Raw genomic sequence first — 19,491 nt, 5'->3', positions numbered from 1 at the left:
CACTCCCAGCGGCTTTCTATGGCACCTGTAAGCTGTGAATATGCGCTTATTTCGTTCCACGAGAGTTGCAAAAGACCAGCGGAAGAACTCTGAACCATCCCACATTCAATGAAGGCCTCTACCAAGTATTGGCTGGCCTCAATCTTGGGTAACTCGGGCGACGTCTTATTTACGGCTTCATAGATTTGCCACCGGGTCTGCTCTTTTCCTGGCAGTGCGGCGTGCCAAAATCCAAGCGTTTTCGCCCAAAGCCTTAGGTCATGTTCTGGGCGAAGTTCCGGCGGCGTAGCGAAAAAGGGGCAATTTGCTCCGCAATCCAACTGGAGCTTTCATCTGTCATCAGCTTAAGGGCGTTTTCTGGCGAGTATGGCAACGGCTTCCCATTGTATTCCATCTCGTCAGACCATCCGCAAATGGCGAGAACAACGCTGTTCTGCGCAGCCTCCTCTTTGGTCAAATCACCCTTTGCAACGCGCTCTTGCAGCGCTCGACTGCCCTCACGAACACTCTTTGCATCCGCTCCAAGAACACGGATCACAAATGGCGTTACCCCATCCTTGCAGAACAAATCCTCACCCGTAGAGGGGTGCTTTAGGTGAAGATCCGCGCCGACACCCGCAGCAGCAGACACATTGAACCGACTAAGATCCATCAGGATTCCTCTGTTCCGGTAAATCGATCGGAGTTGACGGCTAGACTGGCGCTATAGCCCTTAAAGCTGTTTGGTGTGGCTTCGCGGCGCATTACGGATTGAACGCGGCCATAGTAAAAATGCGCCTCAACACCGTCGCTGTCGACTTCTTGAAATGAGTAAACCGTGTTCGTCCCGGCAGCTGCGACAAGCGCAACCTGCCCAGCATCACCTTCGATGAATTTGATTGGCACAGACAGCACGCCACCATCTTTGGCGCCGTTGAAATGCTCGACCCGACCATCTTTTAATGTCGGCTCGGATACATCGGTGATTGTGTCGCCCCGTTCAGGGAGGCTGATCACACCCTCGATGTCTGTCCAGACAAGCGCGCCGTAGCCTGCTTGGTCTTCGGTTGCGGGACGTCCGGTTGCAATCTTAAGGCCGGTGCCCAATTCGACGTATGTATCACCTACAGCCATGATTTAGGCTCCTTCTGAAGGTCATGGCCTTGCCCAAGGGCCGGAATATGGGCTGTTGATTTTAAGTTGATTCATGCTCATCTAAAGAAAACAGGAGTTTTCATGATTAGAGTTTTGACATTATTGCTAGTTATTTCCGCCGCCCCCGCTTCAGCACTGGGTTGGGAAGAGTGTACGCTTCGGTTAGGCCCCGGCTTGGAACCAACTGAAGGGCAAGCTGTTGAATTTGTTACTCTCGCCGTTGATATAACGCGCTCCAAGAAGGGAGACGCCGAAGGTAAGGAAGAGGTTTCTAGCGCTCTAAACGAGTTCCGAAACAGTTATCAGAAGCTAGTTGGCGCCGTCGCTGACTACTGCGAAGGTCTGCGCCGTTAACGCGGCACATCCGCTTCGTATGAGACCCGGCCAATAACCTTATACCAACCGTCATCTGGATACGCCCGGAACGGATTGCGGCCTGTTATTGTCACGCGCCGCCCGGAATATGTCAGCACCCGACCGATCGGAAAGGCGTCGAATATCTCCTGACGCTTGACCTTCGCCGGAATAGCCCCGTTGCCCTCGGCGTAATACAGCGTGAACTGCATCAGGCCTGTTGTGTTGTTGGTGCTGTTCAAGTCCGCCGGCCGCTCTGCATTCGGGAAGATCTCAAGCTTCACATAAGGCGTTCCCGGTTCCGGATCATAGCCCACGTTTTCATGCGCAATCGGCAGCCCAAAGTCTTGAGTAATGAAATCGCTGATAAATGCCTGTTCAATCTCCAGCATCTGCGACCGCCTCCGCCAGTAATCGCCTTGCATCAGCGAGCGATGCGCCAACCATTGCGTCGGTCTCTTCCCATACCAGCACATAGGGGGTGTTGTTGCTCAGCCATGTGCTACTAAACGGCTCTATCTTTCCCGCCTCATCGGCTGGCAGCGCAAAACTGGTATTACGCTGGCCTTCGATGAACGTCTGAGCTGGCACATCGGTCGTAACCTGCCAGTTGCCGCGCATTGTGCCGCCCAGATAGTCTGGGTCTGGTCTCTTCCAAGTCGACGGGTCAGCAACCCTTGTGCGTCCCACAATCATGCCAAAAAGCTCTAACTTGAAGGCTCGATCGACATCCTGAAGCTTGTTGTCTGTCTTTTCGGCAAACGCCTGCAGCTGGGCACCAAAGCTAGCCACGAACCAAAGCCTTTGTCATGATGTGCGTGGAATTGTCAGGCTGAATGTGCTGCACGCGCTTGACTGCCCATTCTTCAGTTCCGTCGATTAGTTTCTCGCCCACATGCACCACTGCGCCAAACAGAAACATGCGATCACCGGTCTGAACCAGACTTTCAGGAAAGACCTTGTAATCGATACCCGTCTGCAGCGCCCTGACAGTGCGTGTCGCGCCATCTGCGGCCCCTGCCCCTGTCACGGGGTCTGACGCGGTGTCAGCGGCCCTGATTGTGGCGTCATAGCCGAATTCCAGTAGCATCTCATCGGCCACAGCCGCCATTTCGGAATAAAATGTCATGGGGGCCCCGCTATTCAGCCAGGATGCGCGCTTTCAGCTCTTCGAGGGCACCAACAAGGGCCATCTTCTGCTGACGTGTAAGCCCTGCATAGGCGTCTGAGTGGACCTGACCGCCATTGAGCAGTGAAACCACCGCCACGGCCGAGATCTCACCGCCGTATCGTTGCCCGAGCAATTCATCACAGATATCCCCGATTCTCTCCTGATCGGGGCGTTCAGCGCGGTCTCGCGCTAGTTCTATGACGGGACGGTCACTCACGCCCGCATAATAGGCACAGAACCGGCGCGTTGTCCAAGTTTTCCAGTGCTATAGGTCGAAACCAAGCGATCAACCGAAGGGTAGCTTGCTTGCGCAAAGCCCTCGGAATACTGCGTTTCCGTCTCGATCACGTCGACTTTCTTACGTTCAGATGTGATTGTGCGCCCATCAACCTTCGATACAGGATCATCGCCCTGTTGCAGAAGATAGGCCATTTCCATCTGCGCGGTTTTGATCGGCGCAGGTATTGCATCACTTGCAACCGGGAAGCCGTCAACATCCTGCGCGATATAGCGTGGCCACTGTAGCGCCTGAGTAGATGTCACACGACGCCCCAGCCACACATAAGCAGCATCGTTGATCATCGCTGCCCGACGCAAATGAGCTTCTTGCGTGGCATGCAAGGCCGGTAATTCCCAGCCCATGTTCGCCGCATAGGTCTGGTATTCCGCCAGCGTTGCATAGCTGTCAGATGCTGTGCCGCCTATAGTGGTGTCGAGCGCCATATCAATCGTCTACAAACATGACCTGCTTGAGCGCGGCCTTGAGTTCATCAACCTTACCCTTCAGGTTTTCGACGCCGTGACGCTTGAGCAATTCTTCAAGCTCGGCCTTTTTCAACCCGTCGATATCCTCGGGAGACTCAGGAATCTTGATTTCCTCTCCCTCAGATAGATCAATGATTTCAGCGCCCTCAGGCGCGAACCGGGCATCGATGATCTTGAAACCATCACCGCGCAGTGCCTTCTTCTGCTCGGTGGTGATCGGGTGCTTCACGTAAGCTAACTTAGGCATGATTTTCTCCATTGCTGAGTGATCTTGATAAAGGGGCCACCGAAGCAGCCCCTCAGAAAGATCACTGATCAGCGTCGGCCACAGCGATGACGCCAGCGGTCAGCTTGTCGAACTGAGCAACTTTGTCCCAGTTCGAGCCAGTTGCTAATTCAGCGTCAGAAGGCGATGCGCCGCCGTTGGTCTCATCCCAGGTGTAACCCTTGATCCCCAAACCAAAGCTGTAGTCAGCCTGAAACGTGGTCTCGATACGGGTTTGACCGTTGGTGGTCTCAACATTGGTGATGACGTCGGAGGCGTTCGAAACAGCCGCGGCGCCAGACACAAGGCCCAGAACCTTCGACTTGTTCGGCGAACCGGCCTCATAAAGCGCTGGCGCATCCGTCACGATCACGGCCTTGTTCAGAATGTCGATGATGTTGACATTGCCGGCCTGGAACAGCCGCGTGCCGTTGGTCAGATTATCCCCGATCAACTTGTGCGCAACAGTACCGGTCATGACATCCGCCACGATTCCACCCGACATATCGCCGAACAGCGCATGTCCGCTGTTGATGGCGCCATAGGTCATGCCAGCCGAGGCCGAAACATCGTTGGTCAGCGATGCCTGGTTTTCGATGGCAGCCACCAGAGCGGCAATCGTGACATTCAACTGATCCTGCAGAAGCAGCTCAGCAAACGCTGTCGATGCAGCAGCCACACCCTGTTGTGTCGGGCGCTGTAGCCATGTCATCTGCGAGGGCTCATAGCGAACCGGGCCAAAGCCGCCCGCGATCTTGACGCTAGAGCGCGTCAGTTCGGTCAAATCAGTCGCCGATGCGGATGCCTGAGCTGCATAACGGTCAACACGACGTTGCGCCGCAGCCAGAGACGCGAAAAACGATTCACGCATGAAATCGCCGGTCATACCTTCCGAGGAAAGTGTGATGGCGCCCGCCGAACCAGCATTGAACTTGTCAATCATCTGGGCCAGCGAAACGATGGTTGCAGGCATGATATAATCATTGAAAACCTGCATTTGAGAAAGCGACATAATTGCGCTCCTTTATGTCTCAGGCATCTGCCTGCGTTACGATTTCGGGAGGCTTGAGAAACCCGGCACTTTGGCCGCGATATCCCCTGCCAATCCATTCGATTTACCGGCCCCGCCGTTCGCATTGGGCGCTCCGCCCCCAGATGCCTTACTTGCCGCAATGAGAGGCTTTAGGGCCTCGTCATTGGATAATTCCGTTTTCAGATCCTCAAGGTTCGCCGCCGATGGCTGCCCCTGTGAATCGTTGACCCGAATAAGAGGGCCGTTATCCGTCATTTCAACACTCAGGCGATCGCGAACAATGCGCTCAAGCACCGATGCCGAACCCTGAACTGCCAACTCAGCAGCAACGTCCTTTGCCGCCGCTCCGACCGTCAGATTGTCCACCGTCTTACGCAATTCCGCGTTTTCCGCGTCCTTACCTTCAACGGCCTTGGTCAGCTTTTCACCCCATGACTTTTCGAGTGCTTCGACATCACCGGATTTCTTCGCGGCCTCTTCTTCTGCCTTGGCTTTTGCCTCGGCTTCCTCTTTGGCCTTGGCCTTCGCTGCCTTGCTTTCGCCCAGCAGCTCATCAACCTTGCCCTTCAAGCCCTTGGTTGCCTCATCGACCTGGGCAGCACTGTATTTCGCTACATCCAAAACAAATTTGCCGTCATCTTCCGCGTAAAACGCCTTTGTCGCCTCGTCCACGCCGTCAAGCGTGTCGAGAATTGCCTTGATAGCCATCTTTGAACCTCTGGTTTGATGGTGACCGGCTCTGCCAGTCCGTTAGATGCCCGCAGCCTCAAATGCCGCTGGCTCAAGTTCCCGCATCGCCTCAAGCGTTAGCGGTCGAAAATTCTTATCCAGTTGCAGCGCGCGGAACCGCTCAGGTGAAAGCCCACCACTGCGAAGAAGTTTGCCCCGCTCTGATCCGATCACACTGTCCTGAAACTCTGCTGGCTGCGTTTTCAGCCATTGGTAGTAGTCCTGATTTGCGGCCACTTGCTTGATGCCATCAGCTCCGCGTGCCGTCTGTTGGCCTTTCTTACCAAGGATCGACAGCCCGTCGCGAACCTGCGGCACCGTCACCGATCGGCATGCAATGTGCGCCGGTGGCCTCGGGCCCTCATCAACAGGGAAAACCTGACCATCCAGAGACCGGCAGATTGTGCTTGTGCGACCATCCAGAACGGCCGCCCACTCAACGCCCTTGATGATGTCCCGATTGCGATCCCATACCGCCTCTTTGGCCTGAACCGCGACGTGCTGCATGGAAGTGCGTACCAGCATCGCCATATCGCGCCGTGTGGCGTGAAACAGGCCGTCTCGGTAGTTGCGCGCCCTCGTACCTCTTAGGCGCCGTATGGCCTGCGTCAGGCTCTCCCCTTGAGCTGCTGAAAGCCTGATGGACCCTTCAACGCGGCGAAACGTCTTGTCCGACCATCCATCGAAGAACGATTGCAGTAACTGCCCCTGATCTATCCCTTGCACTGATAGGGGCTTGGCGAATGCCGCTGTGACCATCTGGGAAGGCGATGGCAGGGTGAAATCCACACCAAAGACCCGCTGTAATGTACGGGCTTCAAACCCGCCCTCGTATTCCGCCAGATCCGCCAACTGTTGGCGCCAAACAGCCTCATAGTTACCGAACCCCGTTTTCAGTGTATTGCGCACCGCCTTGAGCAGTCGATTCAGACGACGCCCTTTCAGGCTGTCCATATCTTCGACTTCTGCGATCTGGGCTACGATGTCGCGCTGCATTTCTCGCAGGAAGCTATCGAATTCGCCTTGTGCACCCGATTTTAGCCGCTCCAAGTGGACCTGATGCCGGGTTGCTATCTCGATCAGGATGTTAGGCGTCGACGGCATCAGTCACACCGCCGCTGCGCGCACCAACCTCTTCGCTGAACTCTTCACCGGTTTTCTCAGCATCAACCAGCTTGTCACGCTTCAGGATTGGCAGCATGTCCTCATCGCCAATCAGACCACGGTCATAGAGGCCCAGAATGTAGTTTCGCGCCGCGTCGTTAAGCTCTGGCTGCATGAACTCACGAGATAAGGAAACCTCAACATCGCCATCCGCGTTCATGTAGTTTGCCGCCCACTCGCAAGCCTGCTGATAGGCATCTTCGACGTTCACCGAGATCAAAGACAGGATTGAGTGTTGCACCTTGCGCTCACCCGCATCCTGCTGAGCCGTCTTGTTGGCGCTGCCTGGTTCAATGAACCGCGCACCGATGGTGGCCATATCGTCTTTCAGGCGGTCCAGCTCATCCCGGTTTGCGGTGTTTGGATCCGATTGGCCAAAGCCGAATTGCCCGCCCTCTGGCAAACACAGCATATTGCGAGAACCGACATAGATCCCCGCCTTTTGCCAAGTCTCCAACGTCGATTCATCAACGCCAGAGGCCCATGGCTGAACCTGTCCAGCAAACCACAAGCTTTCCCGGTGATCTGCACTTGTACGCCAATGATCGCGATTCAACTTTGCCAGCGAATACAACGGTGGCGTCGTGATGCGCTCTGAATTGTCCTCGGCACCCACAAATGAAAACGGGATAGTGTCCCAGCGCTCACCGTTGCCCTGCAAGGGCTCAGAGGCTTCAAACACCTCCCAACCCTTTCCCTGGGGCTTATGCCATTTGCGGTCCACGAACAGGCCGTCTTCAAGCGCCAATTCGCGAATAATGTCCTCAGTCTTGACCTCGTAATCATCGAACGTCTCGATGGTATCGGTGAACACCAGAAGTGAAAGCTTCACCTCGGCGCCGAATGCGGTATAGCCCCAATTGATGATGCGGCTAGCGTCGACAACATGGATTGTTGCGACAGACCGATTACTTTCCTGATCGGCTCGTGACGTATCACCCTCGGTTGCTGGATACGTCACAAACAGCCCTGATCTGGCGTTCTTAAGCACATTGGCCGTGGTGTTCTGCATCTGCTGATAAAGATCCAGCCCCTGCCCGTTTGCGTTCGTCAGCAAGTAATCCAGGGCGCCTGGCAGCGACACAGAGGGGTCATCCTCAAATGCAACTCCATTCAGGCCCTTAAGTGTGAACTCGGTTGCGCCGAGAAAGCTTGCTCGCTCCGCATATGCTTCATTTCGCGCCTTGTTCTCTGGTGATTTGTCGGTCGGGTTCAGCTCAACCAGATAGGCGGCAAGGTTGTCCTCTGCGGCCATGTCATTGACCAACTGCCATTTCGGCAGAGCAACGGTGTATTCGTCGCGGTGATAGTCAATCGCCATGCTTAAACCGCCGTTCTCAGCCCAGACACCAGCACAGGCTTTTTGATCGGCATCTCGAAGGCTGGCATGTATGTGCCTGCATCGTTGATGTGATCATGCCCGGTGGTTTTATCTGGTTCGCCGTTTTTGTCATAAGCCTGCTGCTCCAATGCCTCTGCAAAGGTCGGACAGGCCTTATCATTCACCCATAGGTCACGACGCTCAAACGCGCCGTTGGTCGCCAAGATGCGATCCTTGACCCTTGGGTTCGTGTTCTTCGCCTTAACTATGAATCCAGCCTGCTTCAGCAGCGCAATATCGGAAGTTGAGGCGTTGATTGTCTTGCGGCTGGTCCCGCTGGCATCCGGATAAACCGTTATGCGCCGCTCTGGCCAACGGCCTTTGATGGTTTCAATCACTCTGGGAGTATCAACCCCGCCCGTCAGCTCATCCACTGCATGCCAGCCCGTCGAGCGCTTCACGTAGACAACTGATGCCATGTTATTGACGTTGAAGTCCTGCCCAATGAAAAGCGGCTCGCCGTCGTGAATCGCCTCAGCCGATCTATTTCCGGGCCGGTCATAAGACCGATACACTGTGCCGCTCGTGAGGTTGACAAACTCGCCCATCAAATAGGCTTTGATCAATTCCTCTGGATAGTCCTCAAGCAGTGATGGAATGTAGTCTTCTGGCAGGAATTCAGCGTTTTCGTATGTGCTGGCCTGCACCATGGAGTAGTTAGACTTGGGCTCTCGCTTGAACGTGTCATAGACGAACCGAAAGCCCTCCGGTGTTGTGGTTACCCCTATGCCGTTGACGACACCGGGAATGACCAGTCGCATCCGAGCGATGATCTTACGCCACGCCTGCTGAGCCTTGTCTTTGGAAAGAATGTCGATTTCATCGACAAGAGCGCGTGCAATCTTGAAGCCGACAATGTTCGTCGGATCGTCCATCGACCGGCAAACTGTGGTCCCATAATAGATTTTGCCGCGGTAGAATTCGATTTCCTTGTCGCTGCTTTTGACCTTAGTTCGGAAGCCAAGCGAATAGGCTGCCTCATCCATTGTTGGCCAAAACGTATCTCTGATATCCCGGTATGTCGGCGCGAAATAGCCCTGAACTGTCCTTGGATTGGCGCCCGCGAACAATCCCTGATCCAAGCATCCAACGTAGGTCTTGCCCGATCCAAAACCGCCGACATAGGCGCGAAACTTTGTATCCAGATCATTCAGGAAAACACCCTGCGGCGCGCTAACCTCCAGATCGTGTGACACGAATATCCCCTACAGGGGCTTTGCTTGTGATGCTGATGCTGAGCGCGGGGGCTTCATCGTCATCTGGGGCATCAGCTAATCCGACCTTCCCGTAGGCACGATCCAAAATGCTATTCGCCGCGCTCACCCGCGCAGCAGCCGGAGCTATCGCGCTTTTCATTATGTCGACCAAGGTTGCCAGTGCGGCTTCAGTGTGCTGGCCTGCAAGCTCCGATATGGTCGCTTTCTTGGCCTTGCTGAGCTTATTCTTTGACCCTTTCGGGCGGCCTGCACCGGACCTGGCCCCGCCACGTCCGTTTGCCATACATTGATTTCCTTTGATTGTTCTATCAGCGCGACCCAGTCGTGATGAATGAGGAAATTCCGAACATACTTCGGGCTTGTGGATCGAGCGTATAACTCAACCCTCGCCTCGCAGGTCTTACGTTTCCCAGTGTCCTGCACAGGATACGGCCCGGTAGTCCAATTAGTGTTCGGACGCCTGCAAGCTACCAAACCTTGATTCACTCTGCAACCCTTCGCAGAATTCCAGATGTATCCTCACCCTTCATCGGGAAGTCGCTACTGACGAAGTGATAGAATACCTTGCCCAATTCGACCTTTGTCACATCGACAAAAAAACCGGCAAACGGCCCCTCTGTCAGCATGGCCCTGTCACCGACCTTGAAGTTGAGGCGCAATAGCCGCTCTTTCTCTGCTGCCTCGTGTGCTGCCTGGCGCTCCTGCTCGACCGCAGACGGCAAACCCATAATGGCGTTGACCTTGTCCTCTGATATCTCCAGCGGCAAATCACCGACACTGAACACACCGACAACAACCTTACGATCTTTCATTACGTCCCACTGAGGCGTGTATTTGAACTTGGCATAGATGATCCTGGGAATGATCGGAACCGTGTGAACATGCTTCTTGCCGCGAATGTGTCGGGTTTTGTCGATCGTTGGATATCTCACAACACAACCCGCGTTCTGCAGCTTGTGTCGCGTTTCCCGCTCTTTCTGCGGTCGAGTGATGAGCGCATACCATACGGGGTCGCAAGGTGTCCCAACGATCCCCCTTGCGGATTCGAAAGGCCACGGGTCACCGACTTGGAGTGGATTATATCGCTTAGTCACTGTCTGCCTCCGGGGTTAGATCGGAATTGGGTCGCCGCCCGCATCCCAGTCAACGGGTGGTTTTGACGGTTCATTGATTTTTGTGATTTGGGCGCCAGGGAAGAGATCCTTGACCTCACCAACGGGATGGCGACTGCAGTAGTGATGCAGCGCAAGCGCAACCTCCCGCATGCTGAAGAACCGCAGATCGGGACGACAGGCTTTTGACGTCTGCCATTCGGCGTCATCGCGCATCACGGCAAACCGGAAGGCTTCCATGGCGTCGTGCGGCATGAACTCATATTCCCAGAACTCTCCTGTGGCCGGTTGGTGCCCGGCTGCAGTTGCTTCGGCATCCATGACGCCAAGACCTTTGATGCAGTTCTGCACGCAGGCTGTAACAGCCGCCGGTTCGCTCTTGGCAATGGCCGCATTCAGGTCCGCGATCGCGTGACCGTATCTGGTGGACGTCTCTGGGCTGACCAGGGCGGGTAGCTGGTCGATGCCCCACTTGCGCTCCATTTCGATCGCCAGCCTATCGAACGGTGCCAGAGAATGGTCGCAGGCGATTTCTTCCTTGCGGGCGTCGGGGCTCAGCAGGCGATCGCCTTTGCGTTGGCGGCGTGGTCGTTTAGGAGGCATGCCCGTGTCTCCGATCAATCCAGTCACGCAGGTGTTGATCATCCTCGAAGAATTCCCAAGAGCCCTTTGGACGGCCCATCTGCCACTTCATTTCGGTGATATGGAAAATGGCCAATGTTGAGGGCATTCCGAATGCAGCCTCAAAAAACTGAATCAGGTAGTGTCCACCATCAAGTGCACCGACAATATGACCCTGATAATTCCAGATGCCTTCATTACCAAAGATCACAAAGCATCTGCCAACGAGAGGGTCAGTTGAGGTCGACTGAACCACTGAACCAATCTTTTCTATTTCCCCAGATATTTCTGTTTTCTTGTTTTCCATTTTTACACATCCTTTATTTTCAATCACTTAGCCTTTTTCACTATTTTGTGGTGATACCCCCCTTTCTATTGGTTCAATGGTTCAGTTTTAGAAGAAAGAATAGTAGAATCAGTAACTTGCGACTGAACCAATGTGTGAACCAATAGGTTTTGCATTGGTTCATTGGTGCCCCGACTGAACCGATGTTGAAATGCTATTGGTTCAGTCATGTTTCGATGCTCAATTCAGTTGCGGTTTGGTCTAGAATGTCTCTGATTTCAGCGTTGGATTTGCTGGCGATCCCTGCCCCTTTTCGGCGCCAGAGTTTGCGGTTTTTTGAGCGCCAATAGAGAACTCCGGGGATCTTCACCCAACCAGCCAGATCAAGTGCCGTCGCCAATCGGCGGGTGTTCATCTTGACACCACACGCGTCGATCATGGCGGCATTCAGACAGTCAGTTGCCAGAACATCCGGATGCACACCCATCCATCCCAACTCGATGGCTTGCTCGACGTCCTGGACATCAGCGGGCTTAGTGAGGTCAATCATCACCTTCTTGTGGCTGTTGGTCTGGGGTCCTGCGACACGATTGAAGCTGCTGATATCGTAGTCCAGCAGCCACGAGCGGATGACGCCTGGGTTGTGATCGATAGCATCATGCAGTGCCTGCCAGTAGGCGTCATCCAACTCACTGAGCATATGCTGGCGGTGCTCAAAACGGGTCTTGAAAACACCCCAACGACGATCGCCTTCATCCAGCGCAAGAGCGTCCATGTGATTGGTCAGAGCAAGGTAGTTTGTGACGTTGATGACCTGTTTGCCATCTTTGCCTTTACGCACCACTTCGACGGTGTCATTGGTGATCAGAGGTTTTAGCTTATTCATCGCATCATGGCGATTGTTGCCAAGAACCCGGATTTCTTCGAGTACTTTCACGCAGGCACCTTCTGCCCATGACGTGAAGTCCGAGAACATGGCCTCAGGGCTGACGGGGCTAACATTGCGGACGCCCATAGCGGCTGTAAGCATCTTGGCGATGGTGGTCTTGCCGTCGCCCTGCACTCCGACAATCACTGGCGCCCAGAGTATCTTCTTTCCGGGCTTTTGAACGTTGTGCGCCATCCACTGGCAGATGATGTTGGCATCGTTACCAAGGATGTTTTCAATGTGTGCTTTACAGACCTGCCAGGAGGGGTTTTCGCGCCATTCCTGCTCAGGCTTCGGCACTGATGCTGGCATGTACGAGTTGATGTATTTTATACCATCTACAAAGAACGAGCCCGGCTCCTGATCGGGTCGATACATGGTGCCGTAAACAACTTCCCCGCTTTCATATTCGATTAGCGTTTTGGACGGCTGGAATTTTTTGTAGACCGGATCACCGTCCTTATTGTTCCCGACCTGCACCTCTGGTGTGATCGGAAGCTTGGCCAGGTTGAAGGCCGACACACCCAGTATCTCGCCAGTGGTTGGGTTGTAGAATTCATTGTCGCCAGACAGAAAGGTCCAATCCGTTAAAGCCTCATCCTTGATAGCAGGAAGACTTGGCGGTTGTTCATTCGGAGCCTCAGGTGCGGCCGTAGGTAAGTTTAGCGTGCCGCTGAAGGGAACCACGTTTTGCGTCGGGTTTATGACTTTGCCATAGGCGCGTACAGCGGCTCTTTCATCGCCATCGTGCTCGTAGTGCTTAAAGAGGTCAAAGGCATCACCACAGCAACTGATTTCGCGCTGCATTCCGAGACCTGCGGCCATGTCGGATTCGGACAGGGAAACCCAGATTTTTCCTTCAAAGACCTTAGTGGCGTAGCTGCCGCTGGTCTGGTTGGGGCTACGCCAATGGCTGCTGCGCCCATCTCGGTCGTAACCGTAGCGTTCAAGCATTTCCTCGATTGAGTGGTTTTTGTTGAACTCGGATATGGGCTGCAATCCGTCTGAATCGGTTGCTATGGCCAACGTCTTTTCGCGTTTTTCGGCAGCTTCCTCTGCCGCCTTGACCACATCAGCACGGATTGCTTCGCGGCGTTGGATAATTGGGCTTGCCGCATCAAGGTTCAGCAGCACACCACGGTGTAGCTCGTGCTTGTAGAATGCCGGCGTCCCGTTTTCGTTGCGTTTTTCGGGTGGCACGTTCGGCAGGTAAATCAATTGGCCGGGCCGATTAAGCGCCTGATCGCATTGAATGCCCTGGTATCGCAAAAGCGCGAAAAGCGCGTCCTGCGTGTCCTTGTAGTCAACACCATCCAGAGCATCGGACAGAAACAGCAGGTAGCGCCATTTCTGATTGTCGGATGTGGCGCTGCTGGTGCTGTAGATAATGCGGGATACATCGGGGCCGATGACCGCATCTAATGCTGCCCCAACCTCGTCCAGGCTTTTGTTGCCCTTGTCGATATCACCGGGCAAAACCCGGAATTTTCCGTTTTCCTTCTGCGCGCTATGACTGCGTGCGTCGTGTTCGCAGTAGGTCGAAGGAATAAACCACGGCGCATCACTTTTTGGCTGCGCCGCCGGGTTCTGAGCCAATGAGGCGATCCCGGGCCCGGTGATTTGCCCGTAGGGCTGCCCGGCGCGTGAATGTGGATTTAATCGTGTGCCACCATTCTGGCGGTCGTCGATCTCAACCGCGTGGGTGTCGTTCTGGCCATTCCCGGTCGCAAAAGCCGGAGTTTGGTTGTCTGCTACTTCAGGCACCACGGTCTAACCTCTTGCGCTCGGGTAGTGCCGTACCCCAAAAAAGGGATACGGCTTGGACTTGCGTCTTTGCTCAGTCTCGGGCGGAGCGAGTGTGCAAACCAAACCGCCCGAGGCGTCTAGAAGCCGCCAGCCGCGCTGACAGCGCTGTTATCCGGCTGCGTGGTCGGAGGTGGGGTCTGAGCTGCTGCAGGCGCTGGTGTTGTTGATGCAGCAGCTTGCGCGGGCTGTGCAGCGATCTGAGGCGCGTCGTCCTTCAGAATGTCCGGACGTGGCACCCACTTCACAATCTCAAGGATCGGAATGTTGGTAGTGCCACTTGTCAGGCTGCGCTCTTCGACACCAGTCATCTGAACCACCGGCAGCAACGCGCCATTCTGGCTATGCTCTGACCACTGGGCCTCGATCAACTTGGAAAGTTTAACAAACGCCTGATAGGCCCCGAAGCTGCCCTGCTCCCATGTAACGGCTTGCGTCTGGGATGTGGCAACGCGGACCTGCAGGCAGCAGGACCAGGTGAAAGCACCATTGGGTTTCTTGCTTTCATCCGGACGCGGCATAGCCTGCGAGTAATGGCTGGAATAGCGGCGCTCCGGTGCCTGCCCCTGCGCCCCGTCTTTTTCCCAGCCTAGTTTCAGGCTGTCGAGGTCGAATACGCAAGGATTGGCGAAGCCTTCGAACACCTGCTCGAATTTGTTGTCATTGGCGTCTTTGCCGCGCATGACCCATGACTTCGGCGCAAAGCCTTTAGCGGCGCTGCCATTACTGGACCATGTCATCCACGGGCCTTGCGACCCTTCGGTTTGATTTGTTGCGAACATAACGATTTTCTCCTGTTTCGCTGTGGTTGAAGATTGCGCTGTGTCGGGCGCACCCGATTGACCGCTTGCGCGGATCAATGCCGTGACCTCGCTCACCGTTTCTTCAACGGCGGCGTGGTATTCGGGATAATCCAGATAGAGGGCGTCGATTTCGAGACTGTGGACCCTCAGAACGTCATCAATGTCTTGTTGTTTATCGCAGGCCCACAAGGCCTCAATGATCTGGCGATGCTTGCGCTCGGCGTTTTCGCCGCGGCCAGAGAAGCACACCACACCGTCCAGCTGCTGGAAACCAGCGCCATAGGCCTGTGAGGTATCACCTGTTGCGATTTTCATCCCATCGCCTCCGTCACAGCGCGCGGCTTCGCCAGTGCCCGCCGTGCCATAATTTCTCGAGCAATAAGTGCGAAGTCCTGCAGTGAAACATCGACCTTTAGGCCGCAATTCAGCGGTGTTGTGTCGAAAGCTTCTGCGAGAGCATCTTCCCAGATGCGAACACGGATCGGGCGCGAGTTAAACTTGTAGATAACAGCGGGAAACTTCCCGGTTTTCTCGGCAGCCGTGAAAGCTTGTGCTTCCCAACCAGACTTACAATCGGCACCGCTGGCATACGCCTTGCATTCCATCTCAAATGGGAATCCCGGATCTTCTGGTGTGAGGTCGCCGTGATCTTTCTCCTGATACTGATCCAAGTTTCGTTTGAAGCGAATGCCGGTGTAGGTCAGAAGCTCACCCGCCACCTGCCGTTCGAAGGCTGCGCCTTTGCGTCGGGAATTGGTCATCAGCCCGCCCACACATAGCTCTGCGGCTCAGCGTCAGACAGCAGACCTGTGTCCTCGGGGGTGAGGAACGCTCGGATCGCCGCAAACTGATCGTGACCAACCTCGGTTCCGTCCGTGAGTGTGTACTGATTGTGCTTGCCGCGACCACTTGGGAGGGTAACCATGACCTTTTCGCCGCGCTTGATACGCTTCAATACATTCATGACTCTCATCCCCTGCCCCTTCGCTTGCGTTTGGGCGTGAGCTTCTGGCGCATCTCATGGATTGCGCGCAGTTCGTCGCCAGTAATGCCGCGCTGTTTGGCTTGGGCCTCATACCCATCCAGCTCAGCCAGGCTTTTGATTGATCGGATTAGGTCTGACTTGGTCATTGCGGCGCCCCCAAACTCTTGAGAGCCGCGTCAACAACCTCTTTCATGTCCAGTAGCTCGGAGACGGCTTTTTCTTTGCATCCGCCCTCCTCCAATTCCATCATGGCAGACGCGCCCTCACTGCTTTCTTTAAGCAGCGATTTGCAGAGTTGCAGGTTTGAAATCGTGTCGACCGGAGCATCTGCCTGCCGCGCGGCTTCCATCACATCAGTGACCCGGCGACTTCCCGCGATCGCTTGGACGGCCATTACATCGCAGGCGGTCCACTGCCGGGAACCGTTCATCTTTCGCGATAAATCGGCGGTGTCATAGGAGTCACCGCAATCCCCCGTTGGATGCCAGAAATCGGCAATCTCTTTCGCCGCGCTCTGCTGTGTGGGGAAATGCCTGTTGATCAGTCCACGCATAAGCGCATGGATCTGAGCCCGAGGGTCAGCCATGTTCGACAACCTCATTGTTTTGCCATGAAGAATTGGGCGCGCCATGTTCAGCGCATGTTGATGAGTGATTTGAGTACGAATGCATTTGAGCGGAGGCTGACCGGGTCATTCGGCGGCCTCCGCGGCCTTCACTTCAACCCAATGGCTTGCGGGCACAGCGCCATTCGTGGCGCGCTCAATCGCGAACGCCATTTCGAGGCTTGGCCGCAGCCTTCCGTTGATAATACGGGAGATGATGCTCTGGTGGCTTTCGACCAACACCGCAAAATCCCGCTGGCTGATATTCTCAGCCGCGAGGTGGTTGGCCAGTACATTGGGTGAGGTTGGTTCAGGTATCATGCGCAATAAGATACATATTATGTATCAGAGCGTCAACACAGATAATTCACAATGTGAATTTTCGTTTCCTGCCTATTCTTGCAAAAATCGTGTCATGAATAATCTTGCTAGATATCGAGAGCTTAAAGGCCTCAGCCAACGTGACTTGGCAGAGGTCTTGAAGGTTAGTCAGCCCACGATCCAGCGAGCTGAATCTGAAGCCCCATCTGCAAAACTTGAAACTTATAAGCTTTGCGCAAACTACTTTGGGATTACCCTGTCAGACATCTTCAGCGATCGAACCGAGGTTGAAGACAGGTTCCTTCAGATGCTTCGTGAGGTTCCCGACCAGAAGCTTGACCAGGTGATGGGTCTGATTGAGTTGGCAAAGAGCATTCCTCCCGAAGGCGCCGAAGAAGCCAATCAAACTGATGATCCTCAAGAGACCTGATGCTTTCTGCAATTGTTTTGAATTGGGTGTCATTCATAAAATCCCCTCTCTAAATTTTGGCAGCAAAACCCGCTAATACGGGAAGGGGATCGTGAGGGGCGCTCCAGGAAAAGTCCGAGCTGATCAACTCTCACATTGCAGCTTATCAATAGCAGAACATTTGGAGAACATCCAGCCGCGACATCTTGTGACTGGGGTGTTCGGGCACGACTAAAGCGCCACCCGCCATACTAGATGTGGTGATTCTTGGCGTTTTTGGGGGATGTTTCCTAGATGTAGATTGAGTGTTTCTGGAGGGGGCTTAGCCCATGCGGGGGCCGTCGTTCTCAGGGAGCTGGTCCATTTCCTCTTCAGGATCTGGTTCGAGATCAACGAGGCGCTTGCCGGTAGTCAGATGACCGGGTCGGCTATTGCTATCATTTTCTGAGTTTTTTTGACCTGAGAGAATACTGCTAGGTTTTATAGGCTCACGTCTAATTCTGGAATTCATTTTAGAGTATAGTTTACTGTCTGACCCTGGTTCATCCCACTTTCTGATGTCGAGTAGTGCTCGTTCAATATCTGTTTTATGCTCAGGGAACGCCGCAGCAAGGAAAGCGGCAGATTCCTCGAGCGTCATTTGGCGACCAAAGTGTTCCTCAATATCATGAACAGCCTCTAGGCCAATCGTCAAATCGTCGATGTAGCTTTCACCACCATGAAGATCTGGATCCTTTTTCCATTCAATAAGGTGTGATGCGACAGCCCAGACACGATCATCTGGTTTTGATTTCATTATTGTGAATAGCGATCGCCAGCTAAATTGTCGGCTAGGGCCCATTCCGTAGTTATGAATAAGTAGCGCCAAAATCTCGGAGTTCATCGAACGCCCAGTCCTATTGGCGTGTTCTTTGATCCTACTCCTGAGCCCATCAGGGAGGCGCAACAAATATTGGTCTGTCAGCTTGCGGTTTTCTTCATTCGCCATGTGCTATCCAATGGATTAGATAGGAGCTTGACACAATACTATCCGTTGGATAAAAAATATACTATCCGATGGATAAGGAGTCAAAGATGAGAGAAAATCGCACACGCAAGGATGCCTTCATGCTTCGATTAAACGATGGCCTGAGGGATACATTGAAGAAGATCGCAGAGCAAAATTGCCGGTCAATGACCAGCGAGATCAACCTGCGACTGATGAAATCATTGGAGGCAGACCAATGCCTGCAAAAGTGAAAACCGCTGCGTCCGGCCAGACAAACAGCGGTTTTCGAAACAGATAAATCCCAGAAAGGAGTTCTCTTATGGAGAATCTACCGATTAAAGTAGAAGAATTCAATGGCGAACATCGCGTTCGTGATCTGCAACTGGCGGAGGCACTGGGCTTTGCACAGCGCCGCGACATTCGGAAGTTGATCGATCGCCACAAGGCAGCGCTTTCAGAGTTCGGAGAGGTTTCGCGCCACCGTGGCACAAAACCCCCGAAGGGTAGTTCTGGCGGCAGGCCGCAGGAATATTACTATCTCAACGAAGAGCAGGCCGTTTACATCTGCACAAAGTCGGACACGCCTAAGGCCACAGAGGTGTCTATCGAGGTGGTTAAGACCTTCGTTGCCGTCACCCGCGGCCACAGCCCTGCCCCGGCATTGCCAGACTACAGCGATCCGCAAGTGGTCCTTGGTGTCATCTCCCACCTCAAAGAAGAGGCCGACACTGCCAAGGCCAAAGTGATCGAGCTGGCGCCCAAGGCGGAAGGCTTTGATCACCTGATGAACGCCGATGGCCTGTATGGCCTTCAGAACGCCGCACGGGCGCTGGGGGCGCGGCCAAACCTGTTCACACGCTGGCTAAAGCAAGTCTATCTGTTCTATCAAGGCGGCGCACTGGTCCCTCGCGTCCAATATACCCAGCGCGGCCTGTTCGAAGTGAAGACCACCATCGTTGAGGATAAAGCCAGACCGCGGACGTTCGTCACGCCCAAAGGGTTGGACTTCTTCCGCGACAAGGTACCGGCCAACTTGTTGATCGGCGGTGCTGCATGAAGCGCCGCGCCTTTATTGCAGGGGCCGCGGTTGCCCCTGTTCCGCTGATGGCTGGTGCTGCCGAGGCAGTGCCTGCAGATCTGGACGACAACCCGCCGATCGAACGATTGCGTGCGGCCATGGCCGAAATTCGGGACATACTTCAACAGGCAGCACCTGATGGCGCCAGTCTGGAGGGGATTGTTTGGGGTGGGCCATTGTCAGCTGGGATGATCGGCGCCTGGGCAAGTAAAGACGGCAAGCAGTACAAGTTCTACGATCAAGCTGGCAAGGCAGAAATCAACTTCGGATAATCATCCTCGATTAATCAAGAATAACAGGCCCCGCACATGCGGGGTTTTTCTTTATCTGCAAGAATAGC

29 protein-coding genes are annotated in these 19,491 nt (G+C 54.4%); 4 read left to right on the top strand and 25 right to left on the bottom strand.

Annotated elements, in window-relative coordinates; genetic code table 11:
* Positions 1 to 253 precede the first annotated feature (253 nt).
* From Q1B46_RS05015 to Q1B46_RS04900, 24 genes are all read right to left on the bottom strand, one after another.
* Positions 254 to 652: a hypothetical protein gene (locus Q1B46_RS05015; protein ID WP_299945360.1), complete on the bottom strand. Its 399-nt coding sequence runs from the start codon at positions 650 to 652 to the stop codon at positions 254 to 256.
* Positions 652 to 1,113 carry a hypothetical protein gene (locus Q1B46_RS05010; protein ID WP_299945358.1) on the bottom strand — a complete coding sequence of 154 codons (462 nt, stop codon included), beginning with the start codon at positions 1,111 to 1,113 and terminating at the stop codon, positions 652 to 654. Before Q1B46_RS05010 ends, Q1B46_RS05015 begins: the two co-directional genes overlap by 1 nt.
* A 371-nt stretch (positions 1,114 to 1,484) precedes the next feature.
* Positions 1,485 to 1,880 carry a phage tail terminator-like protein gene (locus Q1B46_RS05005; protein ID WP_299945356.1) on the bottom strand — a complete coding sequence of 132 codons (396 nt, stop codon included), beginning with the start codon at positions 1,878 to 1,880 and terminating at the stop codon, positions 1,485 to 1,487.
* Entirely contained in the window at positions 1,867 to 2,280 is a 414-nt protein-coding gene (locus Q1B46_RS05000) for a hypothetical protein (protein ID WP_299945354.1), read from the bottom strand. The genes Q1B46_RS05005 and Q1B46_RS05000 overlap by 14 nt, the downstream gene beginning before the upstream one ends.
* Positions 2,273 to 2,617, bottom strand: a complete 345-nt coding sequence (locus Q1B46_RS04995; RefSeq protein WP_299945352.1) for a hypothetical protein — start codon at positions 2,615 to 2,617, stop codon at positions 2,273 to 2,275. The genes Q1B46_RS05000 and Q1B46_RS04995 overlap by 8 nt, the downstream gene beginning before the upstream one ends.
* 10 nt (positions 2,618 to 2,627) lie before the next feature.
* Positions 2,628 to 2,876, bottom strand: coding sequence for a hypothetical protein (locus Q1B46_RS04990; RefSeq protein WP_299945350.1), 249 nt, complete (start codon positions 2,874 to 2,876; stop codon positions 2,628 to 2,630).
* Complete coding sequence (locus tag Q1B46_RS04985) at positions 2,873 to 3,382, bottom strand: DnaT-like ssDNA-binding protein (RefSeq protein WP_299945347.1); 510 nt, start codon at positions 3,380 to 3,382, stop codon at positions 2,873 to 2,875. The genes Q1B46_RS04990 and Q1B46_RS04985 overlap by 4 nt, the downstream gene beginning before the upstream one ends.
* Position 3,383: 1 nt before the next feature.
* Entirely contained in the window at positions 3,384 to 3,671 is a 288-nt protein-coding gene (locus Q1B46_RS04980) for a hypothetical protein (protein ID WP_299945344.1), read from the bottom strand.
* A 61-nt stretch (positions 3,672 to 3,732) separates the two neighbouring features.
* A complete protein-coding gene (locus Q1B46_RS04975) occupies positions 3,733 to 4,701 on the bottom strand; it encodes a major capsid protein (RefSeq protein WP_299945342.1) in 969 nt (322 codons plus the stop codon).
* Positions 4,702 to 4,737: 36 nt separating this feature from the next.
* Positions 4,738 to 5,430, bottom strand: coding sequence for a hypothetical protein (locus tag Q1B46_RS04970; RefSeq protein WP_299945339.1), 693 nt, complete (start codon positions 5,428 to 5,430; stop codon positions 4,738 to 4,740).
* A 42-nt stretch (positions 5,431 to 5,472) separates the two neighbouring features.
* Complete coding sequence (locus Q1B46_RS04965; RefSeq protein WP_299945336.1) at positions 5,473 to 6,555, bottom strand: minor capsid protein; 1,083 nt, start codon at positions 6,553 to 6,555, stop codon at positions 5,473 to 5,475.
* A complete protein-coding gene (locus tag Q1B46_RS04960; RefSeq protein WP_299945333.1) occupies positions 6,539 to 7,936 on the bottom strand; it encodes a DUF4055 domain-containing protein in 1,398 nt (465 codons plus the stop codon). The genes Q1B46_RS04965 and Q1B46_RS04960 overlap by 17 nt, the downstream gene beginning before the upstream one ends.
* Before the next feature lie 2 nt (positions 7,937 to 7,938).
* Positions 7,939 to 9,192 carry a phage terminase large subunit gene (locus Q1B46_RS04955; RefSeq protein WP_299945330.1) on the bottom strand — a complete coding sequence of 418 codons (1,254 nt, stop codon included), beginning with the start codon at positions 9,190 to 9,192 and terminating at the stop codon, positions 7,939 to 7,941.
* Positions 9,170 to 9,496, bottom strand: a complete 327-nt coding sequence (locus Q1B46_RS04950; protein ID WP_299945327.1) for a hypothetical protein — start codon at positions 9,494 to 9,496, stop codon at positions 9,170 to 9,172. Before Q1B46_RS04950 ends, Q1B46_RS04955 begins: the two co-directional genes overlap by 23 nt.
* 199 nt (positions 9,497 to 9,695) lie before the next feature.
* Positions 9,696 to 10,307, bottom strand: a complete 612-nt coding sequence (locus tag Q1B46_RS04945) for a transcription termination/antitermination NusG family protein (RefSeq protein ID WP_299945324.1) — start codon at positions 10,305 to 10,307, stop codon at positions 9,696 to 9,698.
* Positions 10,308 to 10,322: 15 nt separating this feature from the next.
* Complete coding sequence (locus tag Q1B46_RS04940; protein WP_299945321.1) at positions 10,323 to 10,928, bottom strand: hypothetical protein; 606 nt, start codon at positions 10,926 to 10,928, stop codon at positions 10,323 to 10,325.
* A complete protein-coding gene (locus tag Q1B46_RS04935) occupies positions 10,918 to 11,253 on the bottom strand; it encodes a hypothetical protein (protein ID WP_299945319.1) in 336 nt (111 codons plus the stop codon). The genes Q1B46_RS04940 and Q1B46_RS04935 overlap by 11 nt, the downstream gene beginning before the upstream one ends.
* 205 nt (positions 11,254 to 11,458) lie before the next feature.
* On the bottom strand, positions 11,459 to 13,924 hold the full coding sequence (locus Q1B46_RS04930; protein WP_299945317.1) for a primase-helicase family protein: 2,466 nt from the start codon (positions 13,922 to 13,924) through the stop codon (positions 11,459 to 11,461).
* A 119-nt stretch (positions 13,925 to 14,043) separates the two neighbouring features.
* Positions 14,044 to 15,081: a hypothetical protein gene (locus Q1B46_RS04925; RefSeq protein ID WP_299945314.1), complete on the bottom strand. Its 1,038-nt coding sequence runs from the start codon at positions 15,079 to 15,081 to the stop codon at positions 14,044 to 14,046.
* Entirely contained in the window at positions 15,078 to 15,527 is a 450-nt protein-coding gene (locus Q1B46_RS04920) for a hypothetical protein (RefSeq protein WP_299945312.1), read from the bottom strand. Before Q1B46_RS04920 ends, Q1B46_RS04925 begins: the two co-directional genes overlap by 4 nt.
* Complete coding sequence (locus Q1B46_RS04915) at positions 15,527 to 15,730, bottom strand: hypothetical protein (RefSeq protein ID WP_299945310.1); 204 nt, start codon at positions 15,728 to 15,730, stop codon at positions 15,527 to 15,529. Before Q1B46_RS04915 ends, Q1B46_RS04920 begins: the two co-directional genes overlap by 1 nt.
* A 5-nt stretch (positions 15,731 to 15,735) precedes the next feature.
* A complete protein-coding gene (locus tag Q1B46_RS04910) occupies positions 15,736 to 15,897 on the bottom strand; it encodes a hypothetical protein (RefSeq protein WP_299945306.1) in 162 nt (53 codons plus the stop codon).
* Positions 15,894 to 16,337, bottom strand: coding sequence for a hypothetical protein (locus tag Q1B46_RS04905; protein ID WP_299945302.1), 444 nt, complete (start codon positions 16,335 to 16,337; stop codon positions 15,894 to 15,896). Before Q1B46_RS04905 ends, Q1B46_RS04910 begins: the two co-directional genes overlap by 4 nt.
* Before the next feature lie 105 nt (positions 16,338 to 16,442).
* A complete protein-coding gene (locus Q1B46_RS04900; protein WP_299945299.1) occupies positions 16,443 to 16,676 on the bottom strand; it encodes a helix-turn-helix transcriptional regulator in 234 nt (77 codons plus the stop codon).
* Here Q1B46_RS04900 and Q1B46_RS04895 point away from each other — a divergent pair.
* Complete coding sequence (locus Q1B46_RS04895) at positions 16,675 to 17,106, top strand: helix-turn-helix transcriptional regulator (RefSeq protein ID WP_299945297.1); 432 nt, start codon at positions 16,675 to 16,677, stop codon at positions 17,104 to 17,106. The genes Q1B46_RS04900 and Q1B46_RS04895 overlap by 2 nt on opposite strands.
* A gap of 301 nt (positions 17,107 to 17,407) precedes the next feature.
* On the opposite strand, the gene Q1B46_RS04890 is transcribed toward Q1B46_RS04895, so the two are convergent.
* Positions 17,408 to 18,073 carry an Arc family DNA-binding protein gene (locus Q1B46_RS04890; RefSeq protein ID WP_299945295.1) on the bottom strand — a complete coding sequence of 222 codons (666 nt, stop codon included), beginning with the start codon at positions 18,071 to 18,073 and terminating at the stop codon, positions 17,408 to 17,410.
* A gap of 86 nt (positions 18,074 to 18,159) precedes the next feature.
* Here Q1B46_RS04890 and Q1B46_RS04885 point away from each other — a divergent pair, with 86 nt between their 5' ends.
* The 3 genes from Q1B46_RS04885 (at position 18,160) to Q1B46_RS04875 (ending at position 19,423) form a co-directional block, all read left to right on the top strand.
* Positions 18,160 to 18,324 (top strand): Arc family DNA-binding protein, encoded by a 165-nt coding sequence (locus tag Q1B46_RS04885; RefSeq protein ID WP_299945293.1) that lies wholly within the window; start codon positions 18,160 to 18,162, stop codon positions 18,322 to 18,324.
* A gap of 68 nt (positions 18,325 to 18,392) precedes the next feature.
* The gene (locus Q1B46_RS04880) at positions 18,393 to 19,130 is read left to right on the top strand and encodes a phage antirepressor KilAC domain-containing protein (protein WP_299945290.1); all 738 of its coding nucleotides are present in this window, start codon (positions 18,393 to 18,395) and stop codon (positions 19,128 to 19,130) included.
* Positions 19,127 to 19,423 (top strand): hypothetical protein, encoded by a 297-nt coding sequence (locus Q1B46_RS04875; protein ID WP_299945288.1) that lies wholly within the window; start codon positions 19,127 to 19,129, stop codon positions 19,421 to 19,423. Before Q1B46_RS04880 ends, Q1B46_RS04875 begins: the two co-directional genes overlap by 4 nt.
* The last annotated feature ends 68 nt before the right edge of the window (positions 19,424 to 19,491 follow it).

The organism is uncultured Ruegeria sp. (assembly GCF_947500045.1).
In the GTDB taxonomy this organism is placed as follows: Bacteria; Pseudomonadota; Alphaproteobacteria; order Rhodobacterales; family Rhodobacteraceae; genus Ruegeria.
This window is presented reverse-complemented; position numbering and strand designations above follow the sequence as displayed.